General features: G+C 67.9%; 23 protein-coding genes. 15 read left to right on the forward strand and 8 right to left on the reverse strand.

Translation table 11 applies throughout. The features are described from left to right. Window positions 1–4: 4 nt before the first annotated feature. The 3 genes from ACWPMZ_RS15000 to ACWPMZ_RS15010 form a co-directional block, all read right to left on the reverse strand. A complete protein-coding gene (locus ACWPMZ_RS15000) occupies window positions 5–1,435 on the reverse strand; it encodes an NAD-dependent succinate-semialdehyde dehydrogenase (RefSeq protein WP_455704865.1) in 1,431 nt (476 codons plus the stop codon). Window positions 1,436–1,529: 94 nt separating this feature from the next. Further along, complete coding sequence (locus ACWPMZ_RS15005; RefSeq protein WP_455704866.1) at window positions 1,530–2,288, reverse strand: nuclear transport factor 2 family protein; 759 nt, start codon at window positions 2,286–2,288, stop codon at window positions 1,530–1,532. Between the two features lie 83 nt (window positions 2,289–2,371). Beyond that, window positions 2,372–3,775 carry an MFS transporter gene (locus tag ACWPMZ_RS15010; protein ID WP_455704867.1) on the reverse strand — a complete coding sequence of 468 codons (1,404 nt, stop codon included), beginning with the start codon at window positions 3,773–3,775 and terminating at the stop codon, window positions 2,372–2,374. 221 nt (window positions 3,776–3,996) lie between these two features. Here ACWPMZ_RS15010 and ACWPMZ_RS15015 point away from each other — a divergent pair, with 221 nt between their 5' ends. The 8 genes from ACWPMZ_RS15015 (at window position 3,997) to ACWPMZ_RS15050 (ending at window position 10,383) form a co-directional block, all read left to right on the forward strand. Next, window positions 3,997–4,524, forward strand: coding sequence for a nuclear transport factor 2 family protein (locus ACWPMZ_RS15015; protein WP_455704868.1), 528 nt, complete (start codon window positions 3,997–3,999; stop codon window positions 4,522–4,524). Further along, window positions 4,521–5,030 carry a nuclear transport factor 2 family protein gene (locus ACWPMZ_RS15020; RefSeq protein WP_455704869.1) on the forward strand — a complete coding sequence of 170 codons (510 nt, stop codon included), beginning with the start codon at window positions 4,521–4,523 and terminating at the stop codon, window positions 5,028–5,030. Before ACWPMZ_RS15015 ends, ACWPMZ_RS15020 begins: the two co-directional genes overlap by 4 nt. Further along, the gene (locus ACWPMZ_RS15025; protein ID WP_455704870.1) at window positions 5,027–5,944 is read left to right on the forward strand and encodes an SDR family NAD(P)-dependent oxidoreductase; all 918 of its coding nucleotides are present in this window, start codon (window positions 5,027–5,029) and stop codon (window positions 5,942–5,944) included. Before ACWPMZ_RS15020 ends, ACWPMZ_RS15025 begins: the two co-directional genes overlap by 4 nt. A 98-nt stretch (window positions 5,945–6,042) precedes the next feature. Further along, complete coding sequence (locus tag ACWPMZ_RS15030; RefSeq protein WP_455704871.1) at window positions 6,043–6,402, forward strand: hypothetical protein; 360 nt, start codon at window positions 6,043–6,045, stop codon at window positions 6,400–6,402. Window positions 6,403–6,469: 67 nt separating this feature from the next. Further along, the gene (locus ACWPMZ_RS15035; RefSeq protein WP_455704872.1) at window positions 6,470–6,895 is read left to right on the forward strand and encodes a hypothetical protein; all 426 of its coding nucleotides are present in this window, start codon (window positions 6,470–6,472) and stop codon (window positions 6,893–6,895) included. Window positions 6,896–6,973: 78 nt separating this feature from the next. Next, on the forward strand, window positions 6,974–7,645 hold the full coding sequence (locus ACWPMZ_RS15040; RefSeq protein WP_455705165.1) for a glutathione S-transferase family protein: 672 nt from the start codon (window positions 6,974–6,976) through the stop codon (window positions 7,643–7,645). Between the two features lie 44 nt (window positions 7,646–7,689). Continuing rightward, window positions 7,690–8,097, forward strand: a complete 408-nt coding sequence (gene msrB, locus ACWPMZ_RS15045) for a peptide-methionine (R)-S-oxide reductase MsrB (RefSeq protein WP_455704873.1) — start codon at window positions 7,690–7,692, stop codon at window positions 8,095–8,097. A gap of 111 nt (window positions 8,098–8,208) precedes the next feature. Then, entirely contained in the window at window positions 8,209–10,383 is a 2,175-nt protein-coding gene (locus ACWPMZ_RS15050) for a transglycosylase domain-containing protein (protein ID WP_455705166.1), read from the forward strand. Between the two features lie 62 nt (window positions 10,384–10,445). Here ACWPMZ_RS15050 and ACWPMZ_RS15055 read toward each other — a convergent pair whose 3' ends face one another. The 3 genes from ACWPMZ_RS15055 to hflK all read right to left on the reverse strand — a co-directional run bounded on the left by ACWPMZ_RS15055 (window position 10,446) and on the right by hflK (window position 14,137). Beyond that, on the reverse strand, window positions 10,446–11,981 hold the full coding sequence (locus ACWPMZ_RS15055; protein WP_455705167.1) for a Do family serine endopeptidase: 1,536 nt from the start codon (window positions 11,979–11,981) through the stop codon (window positions 10,446–10,448). 120 nt (window positions 11,982–12,101) lie between these two features. Next, window positions 12,102–12,956 (reverse strand): protease modulator HflC, encoded by an 855-nt coding sequence (gene hflC / locus ACWPMZ_RS15060; RefSeq protein ID WP_455704874.1) that lies wholly within the window; start codon window positions 12,954–12,956, stop codon window positions 12,102–12,104. Beyond that, window positions 12,956–14,137, reverse strand: a complete 1,182-nt coding sequence (hflK, locus tag ACWPMZ_RS15065; protein WP_455704875.1) for a protease modulator HflK — start codon at window positions 14,135–14,137, stop codon at window positions 12,956–12,958. The genes hflC and hflK overlap by 1 nt, the downstream gene beginning before the upstream one ends. Window positions 14,138–14,249: 112 nt before the next feature. Here hflK and ACWPMZ_RS15070 point away from each other — a divergent pair, with 112 nt between their 5' ends. From ACWPMZ_RS15070 to ACWPMZ_RS15085, 4 genes are read left to right on the forward strand one after another with little or no spacing between them, the layout of a single operon-like run. Further along, a complete protein-coding gene (locus ACWPMZ_RS15070) occupies window positions 14,250–15,233 on the forward strand; it encodes an Mrp/NBP35 family ATP-binding protein (protein WP_455704876.1) in 984 nt (327 codons plus the stop codon). A gap of 4 nt (window positions 15,234–15,237) precedes the next feature. Further along, window positions 15,238–17,529, forward strand: coding sequence for a molybdopterin cofactor-binding domain-containing protein (locus tag ACWPMZ_RS15075; RefSeq protein WP_455704877.1), 2,292 nt, complete (start codon window positions 15,238–15,240; stop codon window positions 17,527–17,529). Further along, complete coding sequence (hemH, locus tag ACWPMZ_RS15080) at window positions 17,526–18,551, forward strand: ferrochelatase (RefSeq protein WP_455704878.1); 1,026 nt, start codon at window positions 17,526–17,528, stop codon at window positions 18,549–18,551. Before ACWPMZ_RS15075 ends, hemH begins: the two co-directional genes overlap by 4 nt. A 9-nt stretch (window positions 18,552–18,560) precedes the next feature. After that, window positions 18,561–19,157, forward strand: a complete 597-nt coding sequence (locus tag ACWPMZ_RS15085; RefSeq protein WP_455704879.1) for a hypothetical protein — start codon at window positions 18,561–18,563, stop codon at window positions 19,155–19,157. On the opposite strand, the gene ACWPMZ_RS15090 is transcribed toward ACWPMZ_RS15085, so the two are convergent. After that, a complete protein-coding gene (locus tag ACWPMZ_RS15090) occupies window positions 19,154–19,306 on the reverse strand; it encodes a DUF1674 domain-containing protein (protein ID WP_455704880.1) in 153 nt (50 codons plus the stop codon). The genes ACWPMZ_RS15085 and ACWPMZ_RS15090 overlap by 4 nt on opposite strands. Window positions 19,307–19,375: 69 nt before the next feature. On the opposite strand from ACWPMZ_RS15090, the gene ACWPMZ_RS15095 reads away from it, so the two are divergent. The 3 genes from ACWPMZ_RS15095 to ACWPMZ_RS15105 all read left to right on the forward strand — a co-directional run bounded on the left by ACWPMZ_RS15095 (window position 19,376) and on the right by ACWPMZ_RS15105 (window position 22,289). Further along, window positions 19,376–20,605, forward strand: a complete 1,230-nt coding sequence (locus ACWPMZ_RS15095; RefSeq protein ID WP_455704881.1) for an RsmB/NOP family class I SAM-dependent RNA methyltransferase — start codon at window positions 19,376–19,378, stop codon at window positions 20,603–20,605. Next, entirely contained in the window at window positions 20,606–21,751 is a 1,146-nt protein-coding gene (locus tag ACWPMZ_RS15100) for an NAD(P)/FAD-dependent oxidoreductase (RefSeq protein WP_455704882.1), read from the forward strand. Window positions 21,752–21,893: 142 nt separating this feature from the next. Beyond that, window positions 21,894–22,289 carry a response regulator gene (locus tag ACWPMZ_RS15105; RefSeq protein WP_455704883.1) on the forward strand — a complete coding sequence of 132 codons (396 nt, stop codon included), beginning with the start codon at window positions 21,894–21,896 and terminating at the stop codon, window positions 22,287–22,289. Window positions 22,290–22,341: 52 nt separating this feature from the next. Here the strand turns inward: ACWPMZ_RS15105 and ACWPMZ_RS15110 are convergent, their stop codons facing one another. Then, a complete protein-coding gene (locus ACWPMZ_RS15110) occupies window positions 22,342–23,388 on the reverse strand; it encodes a PAS domain-containing protein (protein ID WP_455704884.1) in 1,047 nt (348 codons plus the stop codon). Window positions 23,389–23,416 lie beyond the last annotated feature (28 nt).

Consider the following 23,416-nt stretch of genomic DNA (forward strand, 5'->3'; position numbering starts at 1 on the left):
CGCATCAACCTTCGTGTACTGCCTTGAGGACCATGCAGGCGGTGACGCCTTCGGGGCCATCCTCGCTGCCGTGGCCAGACCATTTCACCCCGCCGAACGGGCTGTCGGCCCCGCCGATCATGTGGCTGTTGATGCCCAGCATGCCGACCTCGACCGCATCGGCCAGCCGCCGCTGGCGCTGGACGTCGTTGGTCCAGGCGTAGCCGGCCAGGCCGTAATCGACCCGGTTGGCCTCGCGGATCATGTCTTCCTCGCTGCCATAGGGATTGATCAGCGCGACCGGGCCGAAGGGCTCCTCGGTCATGATGTCGGCGTCGAGCGGTATGTCGCTGAGCACGGTCGGCTGGAAGAAATAGCCCTGGTTGCCGATGCGGCCACCCCCGGCGCCGACCGTTGCGCCCTTGTCGCGCGCGTTGCCGATCAGGCGGTCCATCGCTTCGGGCCGGCGTGCGTTGGCCATCGGGCCCATCTGTACCCCAGCGTCCAGGCCGTTGCCGACCTTCACGGTCTTCGCGCGCTCGGCGAACCCGTCGCGGAACTTCTCGTAGACGTTTTCCTGCACGATGAAGCGGGTCGGGCTGACGCAGACCTGGCCGCAGTTGCGGTATTTGCCCATCACCGCCGTATCGAGCACCTTGTCGACATCGACATCGTCGAACACCAGCACGGGGCCGTGGCCGCCCAGTTCCATCGTGGTGCGCAGCATGTTGTCGGCCGCCAGTTTCATCAGGTGCTTGCCGACCACGGTGCTGCCGGTGAAGCTCAACTTGCGGATCACCTTGCTGCCGAGCAGGTGACGGCTGACCTCGTCGGGAACGCCGAAAACGGCCTGGGCGACCTGCGGCGGCAGCCCTGCGTCGAGCAGGCACTGAAGGATGCCGAGCGCCGAGGCAGGGGTTTCTTCGGCCGCCTTGAGAATGACGGAGCAGCCCGCCGCGATCGGCGCGCCCAGCTTGCGGCCGGGGTTGCCGAGAGGGAAATTCCACGGCGCGAAGGCGGCGACCGGGCCGACAGGCTCCCACCGCACGGTCGAGCGCTGGCCGACCGGGCGCACCAGTTCGCGGCCGTAGAGCCGGCTCGTTTCGCCGGCGTAGAACTGGAACAGGCCGACGTTCATCATCAGCTCGATTTTCGCTTCGGGGAAGGGCTTGCCCTGTTCCAGCGTGGCGATCTTCGCGAGATCGTCTGCGCGTTCCATCATCAGGCGCGCGGCTCCGTTGAGCACGGCGGCGCGTTCCTGCGGTGTCGAGCGGCGCCAGATACGAAACCCTTCCGCCGCCGTGTCGAGCGCCCGGTCGAGATCGTCCGCCGTGGCCAGAGGCAGCGCGCCGATGGTCTCGCCGGTGACCGGGTTGATCACGTCGAAGGTGGCGCGCCCCCCGCCGGAAACCTTCTCGCCGGCGATGATCATGTGCAGGGAGGGGTAATCGGTCATTTCTGAACTCCGTCATCCCGGCGAAAGCTGGGATCGTGTGCGGTCTACCCGCTGCTTTGGCTGATATCGGTCCCAGCTTTCGCAGGGACGACGCCTATCCCGCCGCCTTGATCGCCGCGCGTTCCGCGTCGCGCTTGGCGTCGCCTTCCCAGCGCTGCGCCACCATTTCCTCGCCGGTGATCGGGTGCTTCATGTGGAACGGCAGCAGGCGATGGATGGGCCAGAGCCAGTGCTCGTCGATCAGCTCGTCGGGGCCGGCCGGATCGGCCGGGTAGGTTTCGCGGATGAAGGGCGTGAACTCGGGATCGGTGTTGGCCCAGCCGTCCTCGAAGCTGGCATGCCAGTGCGGGAAGTAGTTGAGCACGTGAATACGCCACTTGCCGTCCTCACCCTTCTTGTAGGTGTTCTCGTACAGGCCGCCTTCCCACCACTGGCGCTTCTTGAGATGCGGCGCGTCGCCTTCGTAGTCCTTGTGACGCCCCGCCTGCATCGTGCTGCGGCCCCGCAGGCGCGCGGTCCTGCCATCGGGTTCGATGGTGACGATGGTCTGAAGCTGCGGGTGATCGAGCAGGAAGCCATCGATCGGGCCGTTGTTGTTGTGCGTGAAGCGCTTGCGGAAGCGGTCGACGTAGAGCCGGCGGACGCCTTCCTTGCCCTTCCAGACCCCGCCGAAGAACCGCACCTCGGCATCGTCGGTGAACAGGTCCACCACCTGGTCGTACATGCATTTGTCGATCAGATAGCCGTACAGGTACTGGAGATTGCGGACGTCGATCTCGTCCTCGCGCCGGGTCAGGCGGCCTTCCAGTTCGTCGACCTTGGCGGCAAGCGCCTCCAGCGTGGCTTCGGCCATAACTTCGACTCTCCCGATTTTTGTATGCGTTGCTTACTTTTTCGCAGGCATCGCGGGGCCGAGTCAACGGGTATGCGGCAGGATCAGAGGCCTTGCGCCTCCAGCCGTTCCACTTCCTCGCGATAGGGGCGGATGCCGCGCCACATGAAAAACGTGGCTGCGGGCATGAAGACCACGGCCGTGATCAGCATGGCCTGCCACAGCAGGCTCTCGTCGCCCACGACATAAGTGCTGACTGCCCCGATCACGAAGCTGCCGAGCGCGCCGAAGAAGGTGAACATGAACAGGTAGAAGGCGCTGACCTGCCCACGCATCTCGTTGGGGGCGATGCGCTGGATCGCGGCGTTCTGCGCCGGCGCGCCGGCCAGGCCGAAGAAGACCGACAGCGCCATCAGGCCGATTGCCAGTTCGCCCGTCGGGGCGAGCGGGGTGAGAATGGTGCAGACGGTGGTGCAGGCGAAAATGATCGCGGTGGCGCGGATGTTCGCATCCTTGTGCCGCTTGCCGAGCCAGGTGACGAACAGGCCGCCCACGCCGATCCCCGCGAGCATCGAGAACAGCAGCAGCGTGCCCAGCAGCGCGCCGGTTTCCGCCTCGTTCCAGCCGTAGGTGCGGGCCATGAACGGAATGCGCCATGCAGGCAGGCCCTGACTTTCGATGGCGGACATGGCGAGAGCGGCGAACAGCGGGAGGAAGACCTTCTTGCGGGCCCAGATCGCCTTCAGCGCATCCCATCCCATGAACGCCGCCACCTTGCGCCCGAACGCGTCGCCCGGCGCAGTAAGCTGGGCGATCGGGCTGCGGCGCGGCGGTTCCTTGACGAACATGTAGATCAGGCCTGCCAGCAGCCCGGGCGCGCCGATCATCAACAGCACGATCTGCCAGTTGAAGATCTCCACCCCGAGGAAGGGCACCTTGTCGGGCATCGTCGAGGTCCAGGCGATCAGCTGCCCGCCCACGATGTTGCCCAACGAAGTCCCGGCGATGAAGCCTAGCTGCAGCAGTGCGAAGACCAGCGGGATGCGATAGGGGCGGAAGGCATCCACCAGCAGGGCGTAGGACCCCGGCCCGTTGGCCGAGCTGGCGGCCCCAACGAAAAGCCGGGTGCCGAGCAGTTGCCGGAAATTCTGCGCCAGCCCGCCCAGCGCCATGATCGTTCCCAGCACCGCGATGCTGGCGCCCAGGACGTACTTGCGCGGGAATATGTCGACCAGTCGGGCCAGGGGGATGCCGACGATGACGTAGGCGATCACCGTTACCGGGCCGAGCAGGAAGCCCAGGGTCGAATCGGAGATCTGGAAGCTCGTCTTCATCTTCTCGGCGAGCATCGCGAACACGGTCTGGTCGAAGAAGGTGACGAAGGTCGCGAAGATCACCGCGAAAAGCGCGAACCATCCGCGGCCTTCGGGCGGCCACGGCCGGGCAGAGGTTTCCGCCGTTTCCTTGCCGGTGTTGACGACTTCAGCGGCTGATGGCGCAATGGCCATTGCTGTCTCCCACGACCACCCGTCGCGGCAGGCCGCGCGGATTCTGCTTGCGGCAATTTGTAAGTGGCAACTAAAAAAAGGCGAAGCGATAAATTGTCGCCGAGTGTGGCGCCGCGACGCGCCGACGGGAGAGATCGATGATGCCCAAGTCCGCCGCCCGCCGGGCGTCCAGGCCGATTGCCGCCTTCTTTTTTGCCCTGACTCTGACGGGAGCCCTACCCATGACCCAAGCCGCAGCCCAGCAGACCTACGATGTCCAGTATGCCGCCGATCGGGCCGAGATCGAGGACCTGATGGCCCGCTATCTCTTCGCCATCGATTACTTCGACTGGGACGCCTACGTGGCCACCTTCACCGAGGACGGCGAGCTGGAATTTGCCAGTGGCACGTCGCGCGGGCGTGACGGCATCCGCCAGGCTGTTACGAGCTTTTCCGAGCGGATCGGCCAGTTCTACCACACCGAGGACGGTAAGCCGGCGCTGCTGCGCCACGTCGTGCTGCAGAGCTCGATCCGCGTCGAGGGCAGCCGCGCCTGGGGCCGCACGCTGTGGGTGGAAATGGCCAACGATGGGCCGAAGGACACCATGAAGATGGGCACTTACGGCATCTACGAGGACGAGTTCTCGAAGGCGTCGGGCCGCTGGCTGATCAAGAAGCGCCGGGTCCTCAACGAATTCCTCAAGGGTCGGCAGTCGGGGCCGAACAATCCCGTGGGGGACATGGATCGGCTGGCAGCCGCGGCGAAGTGACCGGCTACGGCCCTTCCTATGCCGCCGACCGGGCGGAAATCTGCGATCTCATGGCGCGCTACCTGTTCGCCATGGATTACCACGATGCCGATGCCTACGCCGAATGCTTCACAGAGGACGGCGAACTCGACTGGGCGATGGGCGTCGCCCGCGGGCGCGAGGCGATCCGGACCGAGGCCCGCACGTTCGCCGGGAAGATCGGGGAGATCTTCAAGGACCACCAGGGCAACCCGGCGAAGCTGCGCCACAACGTCGACCAGAAGGTCATCCGCGTCGAAGGCGACCGCGCGTGGCACACCGGCTTCTGGTGGGAAATGACCAACGGTGGCCCAGACGGATCGATCGCGCTGCCCAGTTTCGGCATCTACGAGGACGAACTGGCCCGGGTCGAAGGCCGCTGGCTCTTCACGCGGCGCAAGATCTACAACGAATTCCTGCCCGGCAGGCAGAGCGGCGGAATGCCGGTGCGCGAACTTGACCGGCTGGCCGAAGGAAGCGCGGCATGATCGACTTCGCGGGCCGCACCGCCTTCGTCACCGGCGGCGCCAACGGCGTGGGCATAGGCATCGTGCGCAACCTGCTGGAAGCCGGCGCGAAGGTCGCGATCGCCGACATCAGGCAAGACGCGATCGACACCGCGCTCGCCACGCTCGACAATCGCGAAGTCATGGGCGTGCAACTCGACGTGATGGACCGCGCCGGGTTCGCGGCGGCCGCGGATGCGGTCGAAGCGAAGTTCGGCCCGGTCAGCCTGCTGTTCAACAACGCCGGGATCAATCTTTTCCAGACGATCGAGGACAGCTCCTACGATGATTGGGACTGGGTGCTGGGTGTCAACCTGGGCGGGGTCATCAACGGTGTAATGACCTTCGCCCCGCGGATGAAAGCGCGGGTACAGGCGGGCGACCAGCGCGGCGGGCACATCACCAATACCGCCAGCATGGCCAGCTTCATCGCCAGCGGAGCCCCGGGCATCTACAACACGGCCAAGTTTGCCGTGCGCGGCCTGAGCTATTCGCTCCGCCATTCGATGGTGCAGTACGGCATCGGCGTCTCGGTCGTGCATCCCGGCCTGGTCAAGAGCTACATCTACGCCAGCGACGACGTGCGGCCGGACGGACTGAAGGGCGCGATGAAATCGGTCGATTCCGGCGCCGTGGTGCGGCTCGCGGGCATTCACGAGTTCGGCATGGAGCCGGACACCATCGGTGCACGCATCCTCGAAGGCGTGCGCGAAAACCGGGCAAACATCTTCACGCATCCCGACCACCGCGAGGAAGTTGCCGAACTGTTCGACGAAATCCTCGCCGACTATCGCGATTATCCGCCCGACGCGGGACACGCACAGCGCCTGGCGTTCGAAAAGATGCGCGCCGACAGTTTTGCAGAGACCCGCCGCAAGGCACGGGAAATGGAGTAGGCTCGGCAGGACTGCCCATTGCCCATTGCCTCGCATCGTCCGTTTCTCGACCCAGCCCGTTCACGCGGGGGCAATTGCGATGCTATAGGCGCCGCCCGATGCACAAGACACTGTCCGCCGCCCTCGCTCTCGCGCTCGTTTCCGGCCCCGTCACGGCGCAGCAGCCCGCTGCGCTCACGCTCGATCAGAAGACGCTGGTGCGCTGTTCGGCCGCCTTCGCGCTGGCGGCCAACAAGCAGGAAACCGGCGATCGCTCACTCGGCGAAATTCCCGAACTCCGTGCGCGGGGCCAGGAATACTTCGTGCGCGCAATGGCGCAGATCATGGACGCGAAGTCGCTTGATCGCGACGGCATCACCAACCTGCTGAAGGCCGAAGTGGCCGAACTCTCGGCTGGCGATACCCTGGCAAAGGCGATGCCCCCCTGCCTGCTTTCGCTCGAGGCATCGGGCCTCTGACGCGTTCAGGCCGGCGAAACCTGCGATGACCAAGAATGCCCGCCCCGTGTCCAACAGGAGATTCGCCATGCGTAAAATCCTGCCGATTGCCGTGCTGGCGGCGGTGATGTTCGCCCCCGCCGCGGCTGCCGATCCTGCCGAAGAGGACCTGGCCCGCGCGTCCGAAGAGATGCGCGATCCCGCCCGTCAGGAACAGATGGGGCGGATGGCGGAGGCCGTCATGGGCGCCATGCTCGACATGCCGGTCGGCAAGCTGCTGCAGGCTGCAGCGACGGTCGCGGGCGAGGACGAGGCCGGGATCGATCCCGACACCACGCTGGCCGAGGTTGCCGGACCGGACGCAGAGGACGCACCGCGGGAGTTTGCCCGGGCAATGCCCCGCATGATGGACGCGATGGGGGCTCTGACCGACGCGCTCGGCACCATGATGCCCGAATTGCGCAGGGCCGGGGCCGAGATCGCGCGCTCCTTGCCGGACGACCTGCCGGAATAATCTCGCAAATTATTGCCGCGTACCCGTTTTGGTCCGCTGGACGGGGCCCGTGCCATGCGGCATTGCGGCATGACCGTCATGTGGCAGGTCCATTGCTTCCCCCTTTGTCCGTTCAGCCGCAAGGTACGCCTTGCCCTGGCGGAGAAGGGCGTCCCCTACGATATCGTTCCCACCCGCCCGTGGGATGCCACTGACGCATTCTATGCGCTCAATCCGGCGGGCCGCACCCCCGTGGTGCGGAACGAGGAGAAGCAGGTCGTGCTGGCCGACAGCCAGGCCATTTGCGAGTATTTCGAGGAGACCGAGGATCGCGGGCCGCTGATCCTGGGTACGGCCACGGGCCGGGCGGAAATCCGGCGGCTGGTCGCCCTGTTCGACGAACAGTTCTTCGGTGAGGTGACCTTGCCGCTTCTCAACGAGCGGATGAAGAAGCGGCTGGTAGTACGGCAACCGCCGGATTCGCGGATCCTGCGCGATGCGATGCGCCTGGCGCACGAACATCTCGATTACATCGACTGGCTGATCGACACGCGCCGCTGGGTCGCCGGCGCGCAGATGAGCTTGGCCGACTTTGCCGCCGCCGCGCAGATTTCGGTCGCCGATTACCTGGGCGGGATCGACTGGAACGGCCATGAGGAGGCCCGCGGATGGTACCGGGTCATGAAGAGCCGCCCGAGTTTCCGGCCGCTCCTCAACGACAAGATGGAAGGCCTGCCGCCGCCGCCGGGATACAACGATCCCAACAGTTGAGATTGGCGCAGCCCAGCCCATATTCCGGGCGAAGGAGATATCCCATGGCCGACAACGATGCGCAGCTTACCGATGCCGAATGGCGCGAGCGCCTGACGCCCGAACAATATGCCGTCCTGCGCCAGGGCGGGACCGAACGGGCCTTCACCGGCAAGTACGAAAAGAACAAGGCGCCGGGCGAGTACGTCTGCGCTGGCTGCGGTCAGCCGCTGTTCGAAAGCGACGACAAGTACGAGTCCGGCTCGGGCTGGCCGAGCTTCGTCAAGCCGGCGGCCGACGGCGCGGTGGCGGAAAACACGGATGCCACTCACGGTATGGTCCGCACCGAAGTCGTCTGCGCCAAGTGTCACGGGCACCTGGGCCACGTCTTCCCCGATGGGCCAAGCGATCGCGGCGGCATGCGCTATTGCATCAATTCCGCCGCGCTCGACTTCAAGCCGGAGGATAACTGACGCCCCCCGTCGCAATCTGCGTTAACCCGCGGTTCGCTTTGCCCTATGCATTCCGCAACTGACGGACCGGGCGCGACGGCGCCCCTTGCGGGCTGACACTAGCCGATGGCGATGAAGCGGGGCGAACGCTCCAGGAACCGAAAGCGCAACGAACGGGCGCACCGGGCGCGGGCGGAAACGCGCGCCCCGGGCGGCTGGCGCTTGTGGCTGCGCCGCGGGCTGCTGTGGGGCGGCGGGTTGGCTCTGCTGGGCGTGATCGCGCTGGTTAGCGCGGTGTTCTTCGCGGCGCGCACGATGCCCGGCTATTCCTCGCTGATGAGCAGTCAGAACGGGCAGACCATCGTCGTCCGCGCCCGCGACGGGACGGAGATTGTCGCCCTGGGCCCCAGCTACGGCAAATGGCTCAGCTTCAACGAGATACCCCAGCCGATGAAGGATGCGATGGTCGCGGTCGAGGACCGGCGGTTCTATTCGCATATCGGGATCGATCCACTCGGTCTGGCCCGGGCGGTCTATGTCTGGGCGACGGGTTCCAACCGGCTTGGCGCGACGTCCACGATCACCCAGCAGCTGGCCCGCAACGTCTTCCTCAACAACAACCGCACCGTCGACCGCAAGCTGCGCGAGATGGTGCTGGCGATGGCGCTGGAAGCGAAGTTTTCCAAGCAGCAGATCCTCGAGCTCTATCTCAACAAGGTCTACTTCGGCGGCGGCGCCTACGGCGTCGATTCCGCCAGCCGCAAGTTCTTCAGCCATCCGGGCAACGAGCTCACCGTCGCCGAGGCGGCGATCATCGCCGGCCTCGTCAAGGCGCCGAGCCGCTACTCGCCGACGGCCGACGTCGATGCGGCCGTCAACCGGGCGAACGTCGTCCTGATGCTGATGCGCCAGCAGGGCATGATCACCGCGGCGCAGGCCTCGGTCGATCCCGACACGGTCAAGGTCCACGCGGAGGAGGGGCAGAACTCGGCCCGGTACTTCACCGACTGGGCGCTGCCGCAGCTGGACATCCTGCTGCCCTACGACAGCTACGAGCCGATCGAGGTGTGGACCACCATCGACTTGGGCATGCAGCGCGCCGCGACCGCGGCGATCAAGGCGAATACCCCGCGCGGAGCGCAGGGTGCGCTCGTCAGCATGGACCGCGACGGGGCAATCCTGGCGATGGTCGGCGGGACCGATTACGTGCAGACGAACTACAACCGTGCGACGGAAGCGGTGCGGCAGCCGGGTTCGGCCTGGAAGATCTTCGTCTACCTCGCCGCGCTGGAAGCCGGATATACCCCGGAAGACACCGTGGTGGACGAGCCGACGACGATCGACGGCTGGACGCCGCGCAACTCGGGCGGATCCTACGCCGGCGAAATCAACGTGCGCACGGCGTTCGCCTATTCCAAGAACACGGTCGCGGCTCAGCTTGGCAACGAGGTGGGCTTCGGCTCGGTCGCGTCGATGGCCCGGCGCTTCGGCATCACCACGCCGATCTCCACCTTCCCCTCGATGGTGCTCGGCAGCTCGGAAGTGCGGGTGATCGACATGACTCGTGCGTTCGCGGAGATATCGGCCAAGGGGCAGTCGCTGGAACCCTATGGCATCGTGAAGGTGACGGCGAACGACGGACGCGTGCTCTATCAGCGCGAGGCACCGCGCACGAGCCAGCTCGTGCCCGATTACGTCGCGGCCGGGATCACCGATCTCCTCCAGACCGCGGTCAACACCGGAACCGGCCGCGCGGCACAGATCGGCCGCCCGGTGGCGGGGAAGACCGGCACGACCAATTCGAACAAGGACGGGTGGTTCCTGGGCTTTTCCAGCGGGATAACCACCGGCGTATGGATGGGGCGCGACGATGCCAAGGCGGTCGGCGGGTTACAGGGCGGCACCGCTCCGGCGCGCGCCTTCTCCGCCTACATGCGCTATGCCGTGAAGGACCGGCCGGTCGAGGAATTCGAGACCGACCTGCAGATGCCGGAGTGGCAGCTCGAGCCCGACGACGAGTTCCTCTTCGCCGATCCGGACGAGGACTACTACTTCATCGACGAGAACGGCAATCTGATCGAGAGCCCCCCTGCCGATCCCGCCGGGCCGCCGGGGCCGGTGCAGGATCTGGACCGCCAGCAACCCACGGTCGGCGGTCCGCGACCGCCACGCCAGCCGGCACCGGCCGCACCGCCGCCCCAGGCAGCGAGCGACGACTTCCTCGAGCGGGCGACCGGCGGCACCTTGCCGACGCCGCAAGCGACCCGCCGGGGCCCGCCGCCGCAGCAGCCGCCTTCGCAGCCCTAGCCTGGCGCAAACGAAAGGGGCGGTCCGCACATCGCGAACCGCCCCTGTCGAATTTGTCGAAATCAGTTGGTGCGGAGCCGGATCGGAACCGACACCTGCGGGCCGCCGCGCGCCTGGACGCGGAGCAGGATCGCCTCGCGATTGTCGCCCTGGGCGCTGCGGATCGCGGCCTCCAGATCGGCCGGGCTGGTGAGGTTCTGGTAATTGGCCTGGAAGATCACCGTGCCGCGCTGCAGCCCCTTCTGCGCCGCGTCGGCGTTGGGGTCGACCGCAGTAACGACGACGCCGGTCGTGCCTTCGTTGAGGCCGAGCTGGCGGGCGATCTGGGGCGTGAGCGCCAGGGCCTGGATGCCCATTGCACGTTCGATCAGGCCGCTGCCGCCCGGAACCATCGGATTGGCGCCCGGCTGTTCTTCCTGGCCCTGGTTGGGATCGAAGCTCTGACTGGCGAGGACCTCGGCGCTCGGGCGCCGGCCCACGACGGCGCGAACCGTCTGGCGCTTGCCGTCGCGAATGAACTCGATCGGCACCGTGCGGCCCGGCGGGATGTTGGCGACGATGCGCGAGAGCGTCTGCTCCGGCGTCACGTCCTGGCCGTCGACGGTAACGACGACGTCGCCCGCCCTCAGGCCGGCCTTCTCGGCCGCCTCGCCGCGTTCCACCCGCTGGATGAATTCGCCGCGGTTGTTGGGCAGGCCGAGAGCGTCGGCGAAGTCTTCCGACACCGGATTGATCTGCACGCCGAGGTAACCGCGCAGGATTTCCTCGCCGGCAATCAGCTTGCGGACGATCGGCTGCGCCGTCTCTGCGGGAATCGCGAAGCCGATACCCACGCTGCCGCCAGTGGGCGAGAAGATCGCGTTGTTGATGCCGATCACGTTGCCCTGCATGTCGAACAGCGGACCGCCCGAGTTGCCGCGGTTGATGCTGGCGTCGGTCTGGATGTAGCGATCATAGGCGCCGCCCATCTGGGTCGCGCGGTGGACCGCCGAAACGATACCGCTGGTGACGGTGCCGCCCAGACCGAAGGGATTGCCGATCGCGATGACCCAGTCGCCCACGCGGGCATCGTTGCTGTCGCCGAAGTTGACGAAGGGAAACGGCCGCGTGCCGGAGATTTTGAGCACCGCGAGATCGGAGTCCGCATCGGTCCCCACAAGCTCGGCCGGGTATTCGGTGCCGTCGGCGGTGGTCACGGTGATTTCCTGCACCGTGCCCCGGCCGTCGGCCGTGATGACATGGTTGTTCGTCACGACATAGCCGTCGGCCGACATGATGAAGCCCGAACCCAGCGACTGCGCTTCACGCGTGGCGGGCTGTCCCTGCTGGCCACGGCCGAACAGGTCGGCGAAAGGCGTGCCCTGGAACGGGTTCTGCTGTACCTGGACCCGCTGCTTGGTGGCGATGTTGACCACCGCGGGCTGCAGTTGCGCCGTCAGTTCGGCAAAGCTTTCGGGGGCTCCGGCGCGAGGGACCGCGCGAGCCATGGCGCTCCCTTCGTTCTGCGCCACCTGGGCGCCGGCGGGGTAGCCGGTGATGAGGGTCGCCGCCGCTCCGCCGAGCAGCAGGGCCGAAGTGATTCCGTATGAGTAGCGCACGGGCTTCACGTCCTTGTGTTTCCTTCAATTCGGAGAGCCATGACGGCTCTGCGGTAACTACACTTGTCCCCGACTGCGATTCACCCGTCGGCGGCTGAACGCGCGTTTAACGCGCGCGCCTCAGTTACCGCGAAATTGTCGCAAATATTCGTTGTCGGGCGACAGGATGATCTGGCTCGCGCCGTTGGTACCGTCCGGGTCCTTGGCAAAGGTCCGGTCGTAGCTCTCCATGGCGCGGTAGAAGTCGTAGAATTCCGGGTCCTTGCCGAAGGCGTCGGCGTAGATCTTCGCGGCCTGGGCATCTGCCTCGGCGCGGATGATCTGCGCGTCCTTGCTGCCGCCGGCGCGGATGGTTGCAGCTTCCTGCTCGCGCGCAGTCCGCATGCGGGCAAACGCGGAATCGAGCGGAGTTCCATCGGGCAGGTCGGCGCGCTTGATACGCACGTCTATGACCTGCGCGCCGTATTCGCGCGCCTGGCGATCGAGCAGCCGGCGGATGTTCGACATCGTCGATCCGCGCTCCGCCTTCAGCAGCAGGGCGAAGTTGCGGCGCCCCAGTTCCTGCCGCACGACCGACGACAGAATGGGCGCAAGCTGCGCTTCGAGGTTGGCCGTGTTGCCGACCGTCTGCACCAGCAGGACCGGATCGATCACCCGATAGCGGGCATAGGCGTCGACGTTGAGCCGCAACTGGTCAGTCGAAAGGACCTGCTGGGTTTCCATGTCGACCGTCAGCACCCGCTTGTCGATCTTGGTCACGGTGTCGACCAGGGGAATGCGGTACCAGATGCCCGCGCCCGTGCTGCCGAACGGCTGGTCCGGCTTGAAGCGATTGATGACCGCCACCGGCTGACCCGTTCGAACGATCACCGCCTGCTGCGTTTCGGGCACGACGATAAGCGACGAAAGGACCGCGATGATCAGCGCGCCGATGGCGATGATGCTCGCCTTGTGGTTCTGCCACACCGCTTCCATCACTGGGCTCCCGGCGCGGCAGGCGCGGCAGGCGCGGCGCTGGGCGCCCGCTTGCGCAGTTCGGGAAGGGGCAGGTAGGGCGTCACGCCCGTCGCTTCGACCACGGTCTTGTCCGTCTCGCGCAGAACGCGCTCCATCGTTTCGTAATACATGCGGCGCTTGGTCACCTCGGGGGCGAGCCGGTACTGCTCGTAGACCTTGTTGAATGCCGTCGCGTCACCCTGTGCGCGGGCCATGACCTGCTGGGCCACCGCCTCGGCCTGGTTGACGTAGCTCTCGGCCTGCTGCTGCGCGGCGGAAACGTCCTTGAACGCTTCCTCCACCTCGGTCGGCGGGTCGGTCTTGCGGATCTCGACACCCTGGATAGCGACGCCGGAGCGATAGGCGTCGAGGATGTCCTGCATGCGCTGGCGCACCCGGCCCTCGATGTCGGCACGCCCGGCGCCCGACAGGACGCGGTCGAGCGGCTCTTCGGCCACCGATGCGCGCATCGCGGCTTCGGCGACCTCGGTCACGGTTCCTTCGGGGTCGAGCAACTGGAAGCGGAACTGCTTCAGATCCTTGATATTCCAGCGCACCAGATAGCTCAGGTCGACCAGGTTCTGGTCGCCGGTCAGCATCAGACGCTGCGGCGCGCTGTCGGGGATCTGCTCGATGCGGATCTCCGACACGGATTCGACGTCGACCTGCTGAATCGGCCAGGGCAGAGTGATGTTCGCGCCCGGGCTCAGGGTTTTTGAATACTGGCCGAAGGTCGTGACGATGCCCTGTTCCTTGGGCTGCACGAAATGCAGCATCGAGAAAGCGAGCCAGGCAAGGGCGATACCGCCCACCGCCAGCGGTAGCCACGAACCGCCGCCCGGCCTTTCGGGCAGGCGGAAGTTGGGACCGCCGCCCCCGCCCCCGCCGGTAACGCGGCGCGGCCCTTCGGGGCCGCGGCTCTTGAAGATGTCCTCGATATTTGGGCCGCGGCGCGGCTTGCCGTCGCCACCGCTCCCGCCGCCGCCCGGCAGCCATGGATTGCGCGGGCCGCGCGGCGGGTTCTCGCCCCGCGGCGGAGTGCCGGCGCCCTCGCCGTCGTTGCCCGGACCGGGCTCTCCCCCCGGGGGATTGCCCCAGGGACTCTTCTTTCCGGCCATCGCCAGGGCGATCCTCTCTCGCCACCCACCCAGATAACTCATGCCACCCTTATAGGAAGCGCCCGGCGGAAAAACAGGGGTTGGACCAAAAAGCACGAACCGAGGGGACATTTTCGCTGCAACGATCCGGGCCATGCGCTAGCAGGCCGTCACGATGAGTAACGAACAGGCAATTCGCGAGGCCCTGCCGCCTACCGCCGTCGGCCGGGTGCAGGCGGTCACGCTGCGCGGCGGCGTGGCGACCCTGGTGATCGACGCCGGCGGCCTCTCGCGCGGCGATGCCGAGCGGCTCGAGGCGGCCGTCAAAGAACGGGTCGGCGCGGTCGAGGGAATCGCGGACGTGCGCGTCGCGCTGACTGCGGATAGGGAAAGCGCGGGACCGCAGCGGCGGATCGTCGCCGTCGGGTCGGGCAAGGGCGGGGTCGGCAAATCCACCGTGACTGCGAACATCGCCGTCGCGCTCGCCGGAATGGGGCGCAAGGTCGGCGTGGTCGACGCCGACGTCTACGGGCCGAGCCAGGTCATGCTGATGGGAGCCGAAGGCAGGAAGCCGAGCGCGGGTGAGGACAAGACGTTGATCCCGGTCGACAGCGACTTCGGCGTGCGGTTCCTCTCGATGGGGCAGATGATCCAGCCGGGCAAGGCGATCGCCTGGCGCGGCCCGATGGTCGGCCAGGCGCTGGGCCAGATGATGGACGCCCACTGGGGCGACACCGAGGTCCTGCTGGTCGACCTGCCGCCCGGCACCGGCGACGTCCAGCTCACCATGCTGCAGCGCTTCCGCCCGGCGGGCGCGGTCATCGTCACCACCCCGCAGGACCTGGCGCTGATCGACGCTACCCGGGCAATGGACCTGTTCGGCCAGGTCGGCGTGCCGATCGTGGGGATGGTCGAGAACATGGCCGGCTATACTTGCCCGCACTGCGGCGAGGTGTCCGACCCGTTCGGCCACGGCGGGGCGGAGGCGGCCGCGCGCTCGATGGGCCTGCCGTTCCTCGGCCGCGTGCCGCTCGACATGGCGATCCGCATTGCGAGCGATACCGGAACCCCGCCCGCCGCCAACCGGGGCGGGGCGGGCGAGCCATTCCAGGCCATCGCCGCGGGGCTGGCGGCCTGGCTCGACGGCGGGGCGCAGTGACACGATGAAGCTCTCGCGCCGCGGCCTGATCGCGGGTGCTGCGGCGGGCGGGGGTCTGCTCGTCGCCTGGGCCGTCTGGCCGCGCCACTACGGCGCGCCGCTGCCGACGGGCCCGGGCGAGACGGCCTTCGACGCCTGGCTGACGATCGGCCGGGACGGGGTCGTCACCGTGGCCGTCCCGCAACTCGAGATGGGCCAGGGCGTCACCACGCTGCTGCCGCAGATCGTGGCGATGGAACTGGGGGCCGACTGGCGCCAGATCGCTGCGGGCCCCGCGCCGATCAGCGGCGCCTATCCCAACGCCGCGCTCGCGGCCCGCTGGGCCCCGCTGTGGCAGGACGGCGGCTGGCACATGCTCGCGAGCGAGCCCGACGACCTGCTGCTGCGGCGCTGGGCACAGGACGAGGCCTTCACCGCGACGGCCGAGGGCACGACGCTGGCAGCTTACGAGCGCCCGGCGCGCGAAGCCGCCGCCACGGCCCGCGCGCTGCTCTGCATGGCGGCGGCCGACCGCTGGGGCGTCGACTGGGAGGAATGCGAGACCGCCGAGGGCTTCGTCGTCCAGGGCCAGAACCGGCTGACCTTCGGCGAGTTGGCGTCCGAGGCGGCCGGGTTCGATCCCCCGTTCGCCCCGCCGCTGCGGCCCAAACCGCCCGCCGAGGTCGGCCGCGACTTCCCCGAACTGCTCGAACTGCAGACCGCCTTCCCGCGCCTCGACATGCCGAGCAAGGTCGACGGCACCTGGCAGTTCGCCGGCGACGTGCGCCTGCCGAACATGGCCTATGCGGCGATCCGCCACGGGCCGCGCACCCGGGCAGAGCTTTCCAGCTTCGACCGCCAGGCCGCGGCGGGCCTGCCGGGGCTGCTGACCGTCGTCAACGGCAAGAGGTGGCTCGCCGCGGTGGCGGACACCTGGTGGGCGGCCGAACAGGCGCTGGTGGCGCTGAATCCGCGCTTCCGGGTGACGAACCCGGTCGAATCACTGCGGCTCGACGAGGCGCTCGACGAAGGGGTCCGGCGCGACGACACGCAGCGCATCGCGACGCGCGGCGAGGGCGACGACCTGATGCCCGGCAAGCCGACACTGTCGCTGCGCTACGACATCATGCCGGCACTCCACGGCGCCATCGAGACGGCGACCTGCACCGCGCGGCTGGCCGACGGCCGTCTGGAACTGTGGCTGGCAAGCCAGGCCCCGGAAGTCGCGCGTAAGGCGGTGGCCAAGGCCCTGGACCTGAGCGAAGGCGACGTCGTGCTCTACACGATGCCTGCCGGGGGCAGCTTCGACGCGCGGCTGGAGTGCGACCACGCGATCGAGGCCGCGCTGATCGCGCGCGAGGCGGGCCGGCCGGTCCAGCTTGTCTGGTCGCGCTGGCAGGAGACGCTGATGTCCCGGCCGCGCGCGCCGGTCGCCGCCGTGCTCAGCGGGCGGATCGGCGAGGCCGGCTATATCGACACCTTTCGCGCGCGGCTCGCGATGCCTGCCACCACGGTGGAATTCGGCAGGCGTCTGTTCGGCAACCGGACCGACTGGGCGGCGATCGACGAGGCGGAGGACGAAACCGATGCCATGGCGCTCGACGGGCTGATGCCGGTCTATGCCATTCCCAACGTAGCAATCGACCATACGCCGGTCAGGATCGGCCTGCCGACCGGCCGCATGCGCGCCAATGCGCACGGCTACACCGCGTTCATGCTCGAAAGCTTCATCGACGAGGTGGCCCATCGCAACGGGCAGGAGCCGCTCGGCTATCGCATGTCGATGCTCGGCAAGAGCCCGCGGCTCGCCGCCTGCCTGCAGCGCGCCGCCGCGCTGGCGGAGTGGGACGGCGGGCAGGGCGGCAGCGGGCAGGGGATAGCCTGCCACCGGATGGGCGCGGCCGGTACGGAGGCCGATAGCGGCGGCACCATCGCCGTCGTCGCCACCGCCGCCACCGGCGAGGGAGGGGTGAAGGTCAGCCGGTTGACCGCCGCGGTGGACATCGGGCGCGTCGTCAACCGCGATCTCGCCCTGCAGCAGATCGAAGGCGGCTTGCTGTTCGGGCTCGGCCTGGCGCTCGGCTCCGGGGCGCATTACGAAGCCGGCCTGCCCGTGGGCGGCCGCCTGGCGGCGCTGCAGATTCCCGAATTGAAGGACTGCCCCGAGATCGTGGTCGAACTGATCGACAGCACCGCCGATCCGTTCGATCCGGGCGAGATCGGCGTGCCCGCGGTGGCGCCCGCGGTCGGCAATGCGCTCTTTTCCGCGACCGGGCTTCGCCTGCGCCGCCTGCCCCTGCTATCGGGCGGGCTATGACCTTCCAACCGCAGCAGCTTCCGGCCGATCATCCACCCGTCAAGAGCGGCCGCGTGGGCGTGATGCTGGTCAACCTCGGCACGCCCGATGCACCCGATCCGCGCAGCGTGAAGCGCTACCTCGGCGAATTCCTCTCCGACCGCCGCGTGGTCGAGATCCCGGCGCTGGTCTGGCAGCCGATCCTGCGCGGCATCATCCTCAACACCCGTCCCAAAAAGTCGGCCCACGCCTATTCGCAGGTCTGGACCGAGCAGGGCTCGCCGCTTGCCGCGATCACCGCGCAGCAGGCGCAGGCGCTGCAGCAGCGGCTGGGCGCGGACGTGATGGTGCGCCATGCCATGCGCTACGGGAACCCAGCCATCGGCGCCGTAATGCAGGAACTGATGGACGAGGGGCGCGAGCGCATTCTGCTCGCCCCGCTCTATCCGCAATACAGCGGCGCGACGACCGCTACGGTTGTGGACAATGCTGCGGACAAGCTGCGGGAAATGCGTTGGCAACCGTCGCTGCGCACCCTGCCGCCGTACCACGACGATCCGGCCTATATCGCCGCGCTGGCTGCCGATCTGGGCCGCCAGCTCGACGCGCTGGAATTCGTGCCCGAGGTGCTGCTGCTGAGTTTCCACGGAATGCCCGAGCGCACGTTGCACCTGGGCGACCCCTATCACTGCCATTGCCGCAAGACCGCGCGGCTGCTGGAGGATGCGCTGGCGCGCCCGGCGCTGCGCATGGTCACCACCTTCCAGAGCCGGTTCGGCCGGGCCAAATGGCTCGAGCCGGCGACCGACACGGTGCTGGAGGAAGAGGCGCGCGGCGGCACGCGGCGCCTCGCCATCGCCGCCCCGGGCTTTGCCGCCGACTGCCTCGAAACCCTCGAGGAGCTGGCCATCCGCGGCCGCGAGCAGTTCGTCGGCGCGGGGGGCGAGCACTTCCATGCGCTCGACTGCCTCAATGCGGGCGAGGCGGGCATGGCGATGCTGGAAGCGATCGTGCGGCGCGAGCTGGGGGGCTGGACGGCCTGAGGATCGGCGATGGAATTCGTCGTCCTCTTCGCCATCGTCTTCGGGATCAACCTGCTGCCGGCATTCGCGCCGCCGACGTGGTCGATCATCGTCCTTTACGGCCTCAATTCGGACCTGCCGCTGGAGGGCATCGTCCTGACCGGCGCGCTGGCCGCGGCCCTCGGCCGGTTTACCCTCGCGCACGGTTTCCGGGCCTTCGCGTCCGTCCTGTCGGACAAGACCAGGCGCAACCTTGCCGCGGTGCGCGCCGCGTTCGACCGCAACCGCAAGGGCGGGATCGTCGCGCTGGCGCTGTTTGCCGTGTCGCCGCTTTCATCGGCCCAGTTGTTCGCCGCGGCCGGCCTGGCCCGCGTGCCGCTGGTCGCCTTCACGGCCGCCTTCTTTACCGGCCGGCTGCTGTCCTATTCGTTCTATGCCGCGTCGGCCAACGTCCTGAAGCATTCGAGCCTGGGTGACTCGCTGCGGGAAGGCTTCTCGAGCCCCCTAGGCATCGCCGTCCAGGTCGCGCTTCTGCTGGCGCTGGTGGCGTTTGCGCGGATCGATTGGGAGCGGATCCTCGGCCCCGCGCCCGGCGACGCGAACGCGAGGGACGCGGAAGGGCGCTAGAAATCCACCGCCACGCCGTTGCGCTCCCAATCGCCGTAGCGGGTCGGGCTCAGTTCCTCTTCCACCTTGCTCTCGCGCGGCTCGGGGATCGGCTCGTCGGTCCAGTGCGCGGGCTTCTTGAAAGGCTTGCGGGTGGTCGGGGCGGGCATGGCGGCAAGATGGGCGCGCTGGCGCTGCGATGCAATCGCCGATAGGGGCCGGCGGATGAAGGAAACCCGATGAAGGACCCGGCAGGGACCCCCGCCCGGCGCGCGGCGCTGCGCATGCTCGATGCCGTTCTGCGGCGGGGGGAGACGCTCGACGTGGCCGAAAGCGCTGCGGCGAAGGGCCTGCTCCCCGCCGATCGTGCGCTCGCCCGCGCCATCGCCGGCGAGGTGCTGCGCTGGCTGGTCGATCTCGATGCGCTGATCGACAGCGCTACACGGCAGAATCTGCCCGACGATGCCAAGCCGCGCACGGTGCTGCGCATGATGCTGGCGCAATGGCTACGGCTCGACACGCCTCCGCACGCGGTCGTGGCGACCGGGCTGCAACTGCTGGCGGGCGGACCGCGGCGGCTGGCGCACGGGGTGTTCTCCACGCTGCACAAGCGTGGAGCCGCCTTGCCCGACGCGCCGACCCTGCCGCCGGACGTAGCCGCGCGGTGGGGCGAACGGGCGCCGGCCATCGCGGCGGGCCTGGCCGAACCGCCGCCGCTCGACCTCACGCTGCGCGATCCTGCTGCGGCGGAGGAGCTCGCCGGTGCGCTGGACGGCGTATCGCTCACGCCCGGGCACGTGCGGGTGCCGCGCGGCCTGACGGTCGAGCGGATCCGCGGATTCGAGCAGGGTGAATGGTGGGTGCAGGATCTCGCCGCCACTATCCCCGCCCGCCTGCTGGGCCCGGGGGAAGGGCGCCGCGTGCTCGACCTGTGCGCCGCGCCGGGCGGCAAGACGCTGCAACTGGCGGCGGCCGGCTGGCAGGTCACCGCGCTCGACGCCAGCGACAAGCGGCTCGACCGCCTGCGCCAAAATCTCGCCCGCACCGGCCTTGCCGCCGGGATCGTCGTGGCCGACGTGCTCGCCTGGGAACCGGAGGAGCCGTTCGACGCAATCCTGCTCGACGCGCCGTGCACCGCCACGGGCACCGCGCGCCGCCACCCCGACGTCGTCCACCGCATCGCGCCCGGGCAGATCGCCGAGATGGCCGAATTGCAGGCCGCCATGCTGGCACGCGCGGCGGGCTGGCTGAAGCCGGGCGGCACGCTGGTCTATGCCGTCTGCTCGCTCGAGCGCGAGGAAGGCGAGGGGCAGGTCGGCGAGGTCGCCCTCGAGCCGCTGCCGATCGGTGCGCAGGACCTGCCGGCGGGGCTCCTCCCGACCGCCGAAGGCTGGGTGCGGACCGATCCCGGGATGCTGGCCGATGTCGGCGGGCTCGACGGGTTCTTCATCGCCCGCTGGCGCAGGTAAATGAGCGGCCCCGACTACGACGCGATCGTGCTGGGCGCGGGCGCGGCGGGGATGATGTGCGCCGCCGAGGCGGGCAAGCGCGGCCGCCGGGTGCTGCTGATCGACAAGGCCGAGCGGCCGGGCAAGAAGATCCTCATCTCGGGCGGCGGGCGGTGCAACTTCACCAATATCCACTGCGTGCCCGAGCGTTTCCTGTCGGCCAATCCGCACTTCGCCAAGTCGGCGCTGAGCCGCTACACCCCGCGCGATTTCCTTGATCTGGTGGAGCGCCACGGCATCGCCTGGCACGAGAAAACCCTCGGCCAGCTGTTTTGCGACGGCTCGGCCAGCCAGATCGTCGACCTGCTGCTGGCCGAATGCGCGGCCGGGAATGTGGAGACGCTCTTCGGGGCATCGGTCGAGAGCGTCGAACGGAATGCTGAGCGCCTGGTTCTCACGTTGGGAGACAGCGTCGTGACCGCCTCCGCGCTTGTCGTCGCGACCGGCGGGCCGTCGATCCCCAAGATGGGTGCGACCGGCTATGCCTATGACCTTGCACGGCAATTCGGCCTCAAGGTGGTCGAGCCGCGCCCCGCGCTCGTGCCGTTGACGCTGGGCGGCGAGGACGTGCTCTTCCGCGAGCTCTCCGGCGTTGCCGCCCCCGTCGTAGCCCGCTGCGGTAAGGCGAAATTCGCCGAGGCGGCGCTCTTCACCCACCGCGGCCTTTCGGGTCCGGCAATCCTCCAGGTCTCGTCCTACTGGCGGCGCGGCGAGCCGGTCGAGATCGACTTCCTCCCCGGCACACCCGCAGACTGGCTCCTCGCGGAAAAGCGCGAAGGACCACGCGCGACCTTGCGCGGTCGGCTGCGCGAGAAGCTGCCCCAGCGCCTTGCCGACGCCCTTGCCGACCGCCTTTCGCTCGAGCGCCCGCTGGCCGATTGCAAGGACGCCGATCTGCGCCGTGCCGAGGAAGCGCTCGCCCGCTGGCGCTTTGATCCGAACGGGACCGAGGGGTTCGCCAAGGCCGAAGTCACGGTCGGCGGTGTAAGCACGGCCGAGCTGTCGTCGAAGACGATGGAGGCGAAGCGCGTGCCGGGCCTCTATTTCATCGGCGAGGCCGTGGACGTCACCGGCTGGCTCGGCGGCTACAATTTCCAGTGGGCCTAGGCCAGCGGCTGGGCGGCCGGGCAGGCGATCTGACCGCAAGCGCCTTGCGACCACCCGGAATGCGACGGGCAGAGGGCCAAAAACCGGAACAACTCCGCCGCTGGCCGGTTGAACCTGACCAGTACAAGTTTCGAAGGCCGAAATGTCCAGGATTTTGATCGTTGAAGATGAAATTCTCGTAGCGAGCGAGATGAGCTACATCCTGGAGGATGGCGGCCATCAATGCGTCGGGATCGCGCCCGACCTCGCGAGCGCCGAGACATTCTTCGACGAGAAGCTGGACCTCGCGCTCGTCGACCTCAACTTGCGCGACGGCCTGACCGGGCCGGAAATCGGCCGGCGGCTCTCGTCAGCCGGCGTGCCGGTGATCTTCGTGACCGCTAACCCGGCGCAGCTTCACCAGGGCGTGGCGGGGACGATCGGCGTCCTGACCAAGCCGACCGATGAAGCGACGTTGCTCGCGGCGGTCAATTTCGGGTTGGAACGAGCTTCTGGGCATGCAGCCGTTGCGCCACCGACCATGCGTCTGTTCGGCTGACGCTGCCCATCCGGCCGCAAAAGCGGACGGAAATCCTCCCATTTAGAAGAACCTAGCGCGCCAGATTGCGTATCGGCGCGCGTGCCACGGCGTGAAGTCCGCCGGGCTCCCATTCGCGCTGCAGTGTTCCGCCCAACTGCTGGACGATGCTCATCTGGGCAAGCTTGGTGCCGAACCCTTCTTGCACCGGCGGCCCGGCGATCGGTGGCCCGCCGGCCTCGCGCCAGGTCAGCACCGCCTCGTCATTGTCGCGCGCGATATCGAGCGTCACCGTGCCCACATCCGAAGAAAGCGACCCGTACTTCACCGCATTGGTGGCGAGTTCGTGAACCAGCAGGGCCAGCGGCGTCGCCCCGCGGTCGTCGATCCGCACATCGGTGCCTTCCACCGTGATGCGCCCTTCGGCCATGGCCGGATATGGGCTGAGAACATCGCGGCAGAGCGCGATCAGGCTCTCGGTTTCCACCTGCGGCCGCGACTGATCGGAATGGGGTCGCACCAGTTCGTGCGCTCGACCAAGGGCGGAAATGCGCATCTGGAGTTCGGAAGCGAATTCGCGATGGTCCGGCGCGCGCCGGGCCGAAAGACCGATCAGGCCGCCGATGACCGAGAAGATGTTCTTGATCCGATGGCTCAGTTCGCGCCCGAGGATCTCGTTTTGCTGGGCAATTTCCTTCTGCTTGTGAATGTCGGTACAGGTACCCATCCACCGCACGATGTTGCCGTCGCCGTCATGGACCGGCATCGCGCGGCCCAGCACCCAGCGGTAATCGCCGGACCGATGGCGCAGCCGGTACTCGATCTCGTAGGGCTCACCTGTCTCGAGACTTTTGCGCCAACTGGCCCAGGCACGTTCCTGGTCGTCGGGATGGAACATGCCGTTCCACGCCTCGCCGTCGGTCGAACCCTCGGGCACGCCCGTGTATTCGTACCAGCGCGAGTTGTAATAGTCGTGAAACCCGTCGGGCAAGGTCGACCAGACCATATGCGGGAAGGCGTCGGCCAGCGTGCGAAAGCGAAGATCGCTTTCGCGCAGCGCGTTGCGTGCGGAGGTCAGTTCGGCTTCGGCGCGATCGAGCCTGTCGGCGGGTGTGGGCAATCGAATTCCTTTACGTCGGCGCAACGGC

The organism is Tsuneonella sp. HG222 (assembly GCF_053819185.1).

Excerpts from the sequence above, each read along its gene's own strand:
- ACWPMZ_RS15000 (WP_455704865.1), bottom strand. The coding sequence starts at position 1,435 with ATGACCGATTACCCCTCCCTGCACATGATCATCGCCGGCGAGAAGGTT.
- ACWPMZ_RS15005 (WP_455704866.1), bottom strand. The coding sequence starts at position 2,288 with ATGGCCGAAGCCACGCTGGAGGCGCTTGCCGCCAAGGTCGACGAACTG.
- ACWPMZ_RS15010 (WP_455704867.1), bottom strand. The coding sequence starts at position 3,775 with ATGGCCATTGCGCCATCAGCCGCTGAAGTCGTCAACACCGGCAAGGAA.
- ACWPMZ_RS15015 (WP_455704868.1), top strand. The coding sequence starts at position 3,997 with ATGACCCAAGCCGCAGCCCAGCAGACCTACGATGTCCAGTATGCCGCC.
- ACWPMZ_RS15025 (WP_455704870.1), top strand. The coding sequence starts at position 5,027 with ATGATCGACTTCGCGGGCCGCACCGCCTTCGTCACCGGCGGCGCCAAC.
- ACWPMZ_RS15030 (WP_455704871.1), top strand. The coding sequence starts at position 6,043 with ATGCACAAGACACTGTCCGCCGCCCTCGCTCTCGCGCTCGTTTCCGGC.
- ACWPMZ_RS15035 (WP_455704872.1), top strand. The coding sequence starts at position 6,470 with ATGCGTAAAATCCTGCCGATTGCCGTGCTGGCGGCGGTGATGTTCGCC.
- ACWPMZ_RS15040 (WP_455705165.1), top strand. The coding sequence starts at position 6,974 with ATGTGGCAGGTCCATTGCTTCCCCCTTTGTCCGTTCAGCCGCAAGGTA.
- msrB (WP_455704873.1), top strand. The coding sequence starts at position 7,690 with ATGGCCGACAACGATGCGCAGCTTACCGATGCCGAATGGCGCGAGCGC.
- ACWPMZ_RS15050 (WP_455705166.1), top strand. The coding sequence starts at position 8,209 with ATGAAGCGGGGCGAACGCTCCAGGAACCGAAAGCGCAACGAACGGGCG.
- hflC (WP_455704874.1), bottom strand. The coding sequence starts at position 12,956 with ATGGAAGCGGTGTGGCAGAACCACAAGGCGAGCATCATCGCCATCGGC.
- hflK (WP_455704875.1), bottom strand. The coding sequence starts at position 14,137 with ATGAGTTATCTGGGTGGGTGGCGAGAGAGGATCGCCCTGGCGATGGCC.
- ACWPMZ_RS15070 (WP_455704876.1), top strand. The coding sequence starts at position 14,250 with ATGAGTAACGAACAGGCAATTCGCGAGGCCCTGCCGCCTACCGCCGTC.
- ACWPMZ_RS15075 (WP_455704877.1), top strand. The coding sequence starts at position 15,238 with ATGAAGCTCTCGCGCCGCGGCCTGATCGCGGGTGCTGCGGCGGGCGGG.
- hemH (WP_455704878.1), top strand. The coding sequence starts at position 17,526 with ATGACCTTCCAACCGCAGCAGCTTCCGGCCGATCATCCACCCGTCAAG.
- ACWPMZ_RS15085 (WP_455704879.1), top strand. The coding sequence starts at position 18,561 with ATGGAATTCGTCGTCCTCTTCGCCATCGTCTTCGGGATCAACCTGCTG.
- ACWPMZ_RS15090 (WP_455704880.1), bottom strand. The coding sequence starts at position 19,306 with ATGCCCGCCCCGACCACCCGCAAGCCTTTCAAGAAGCCCGCGCACTGG.
- ACWPMZ_RS15095 (WP_455704881.1), top strand. The coding sequence starts at position 19,376 with ATGAAGGACCCGGCAGGGACCCCCGCCCGGCGCGCGGCGCTGCGCATG.
- ACWPMZ_RS15100 (WP_455704882.1), top strand. The coding sequence starts at position 20,606 with ATGAGCGGCCCCGACTACGACGCGATCGTGCTGGGCGCGGGCGCGGCG.
- ACWPMZ_RS15105 (WP_455704883.1), top strand. The coding sequence starts at position 21,894 with ATGTCCAGGATTTTGATCGTTGAAGATGAAATTCTCGTAGCGAGCGAG.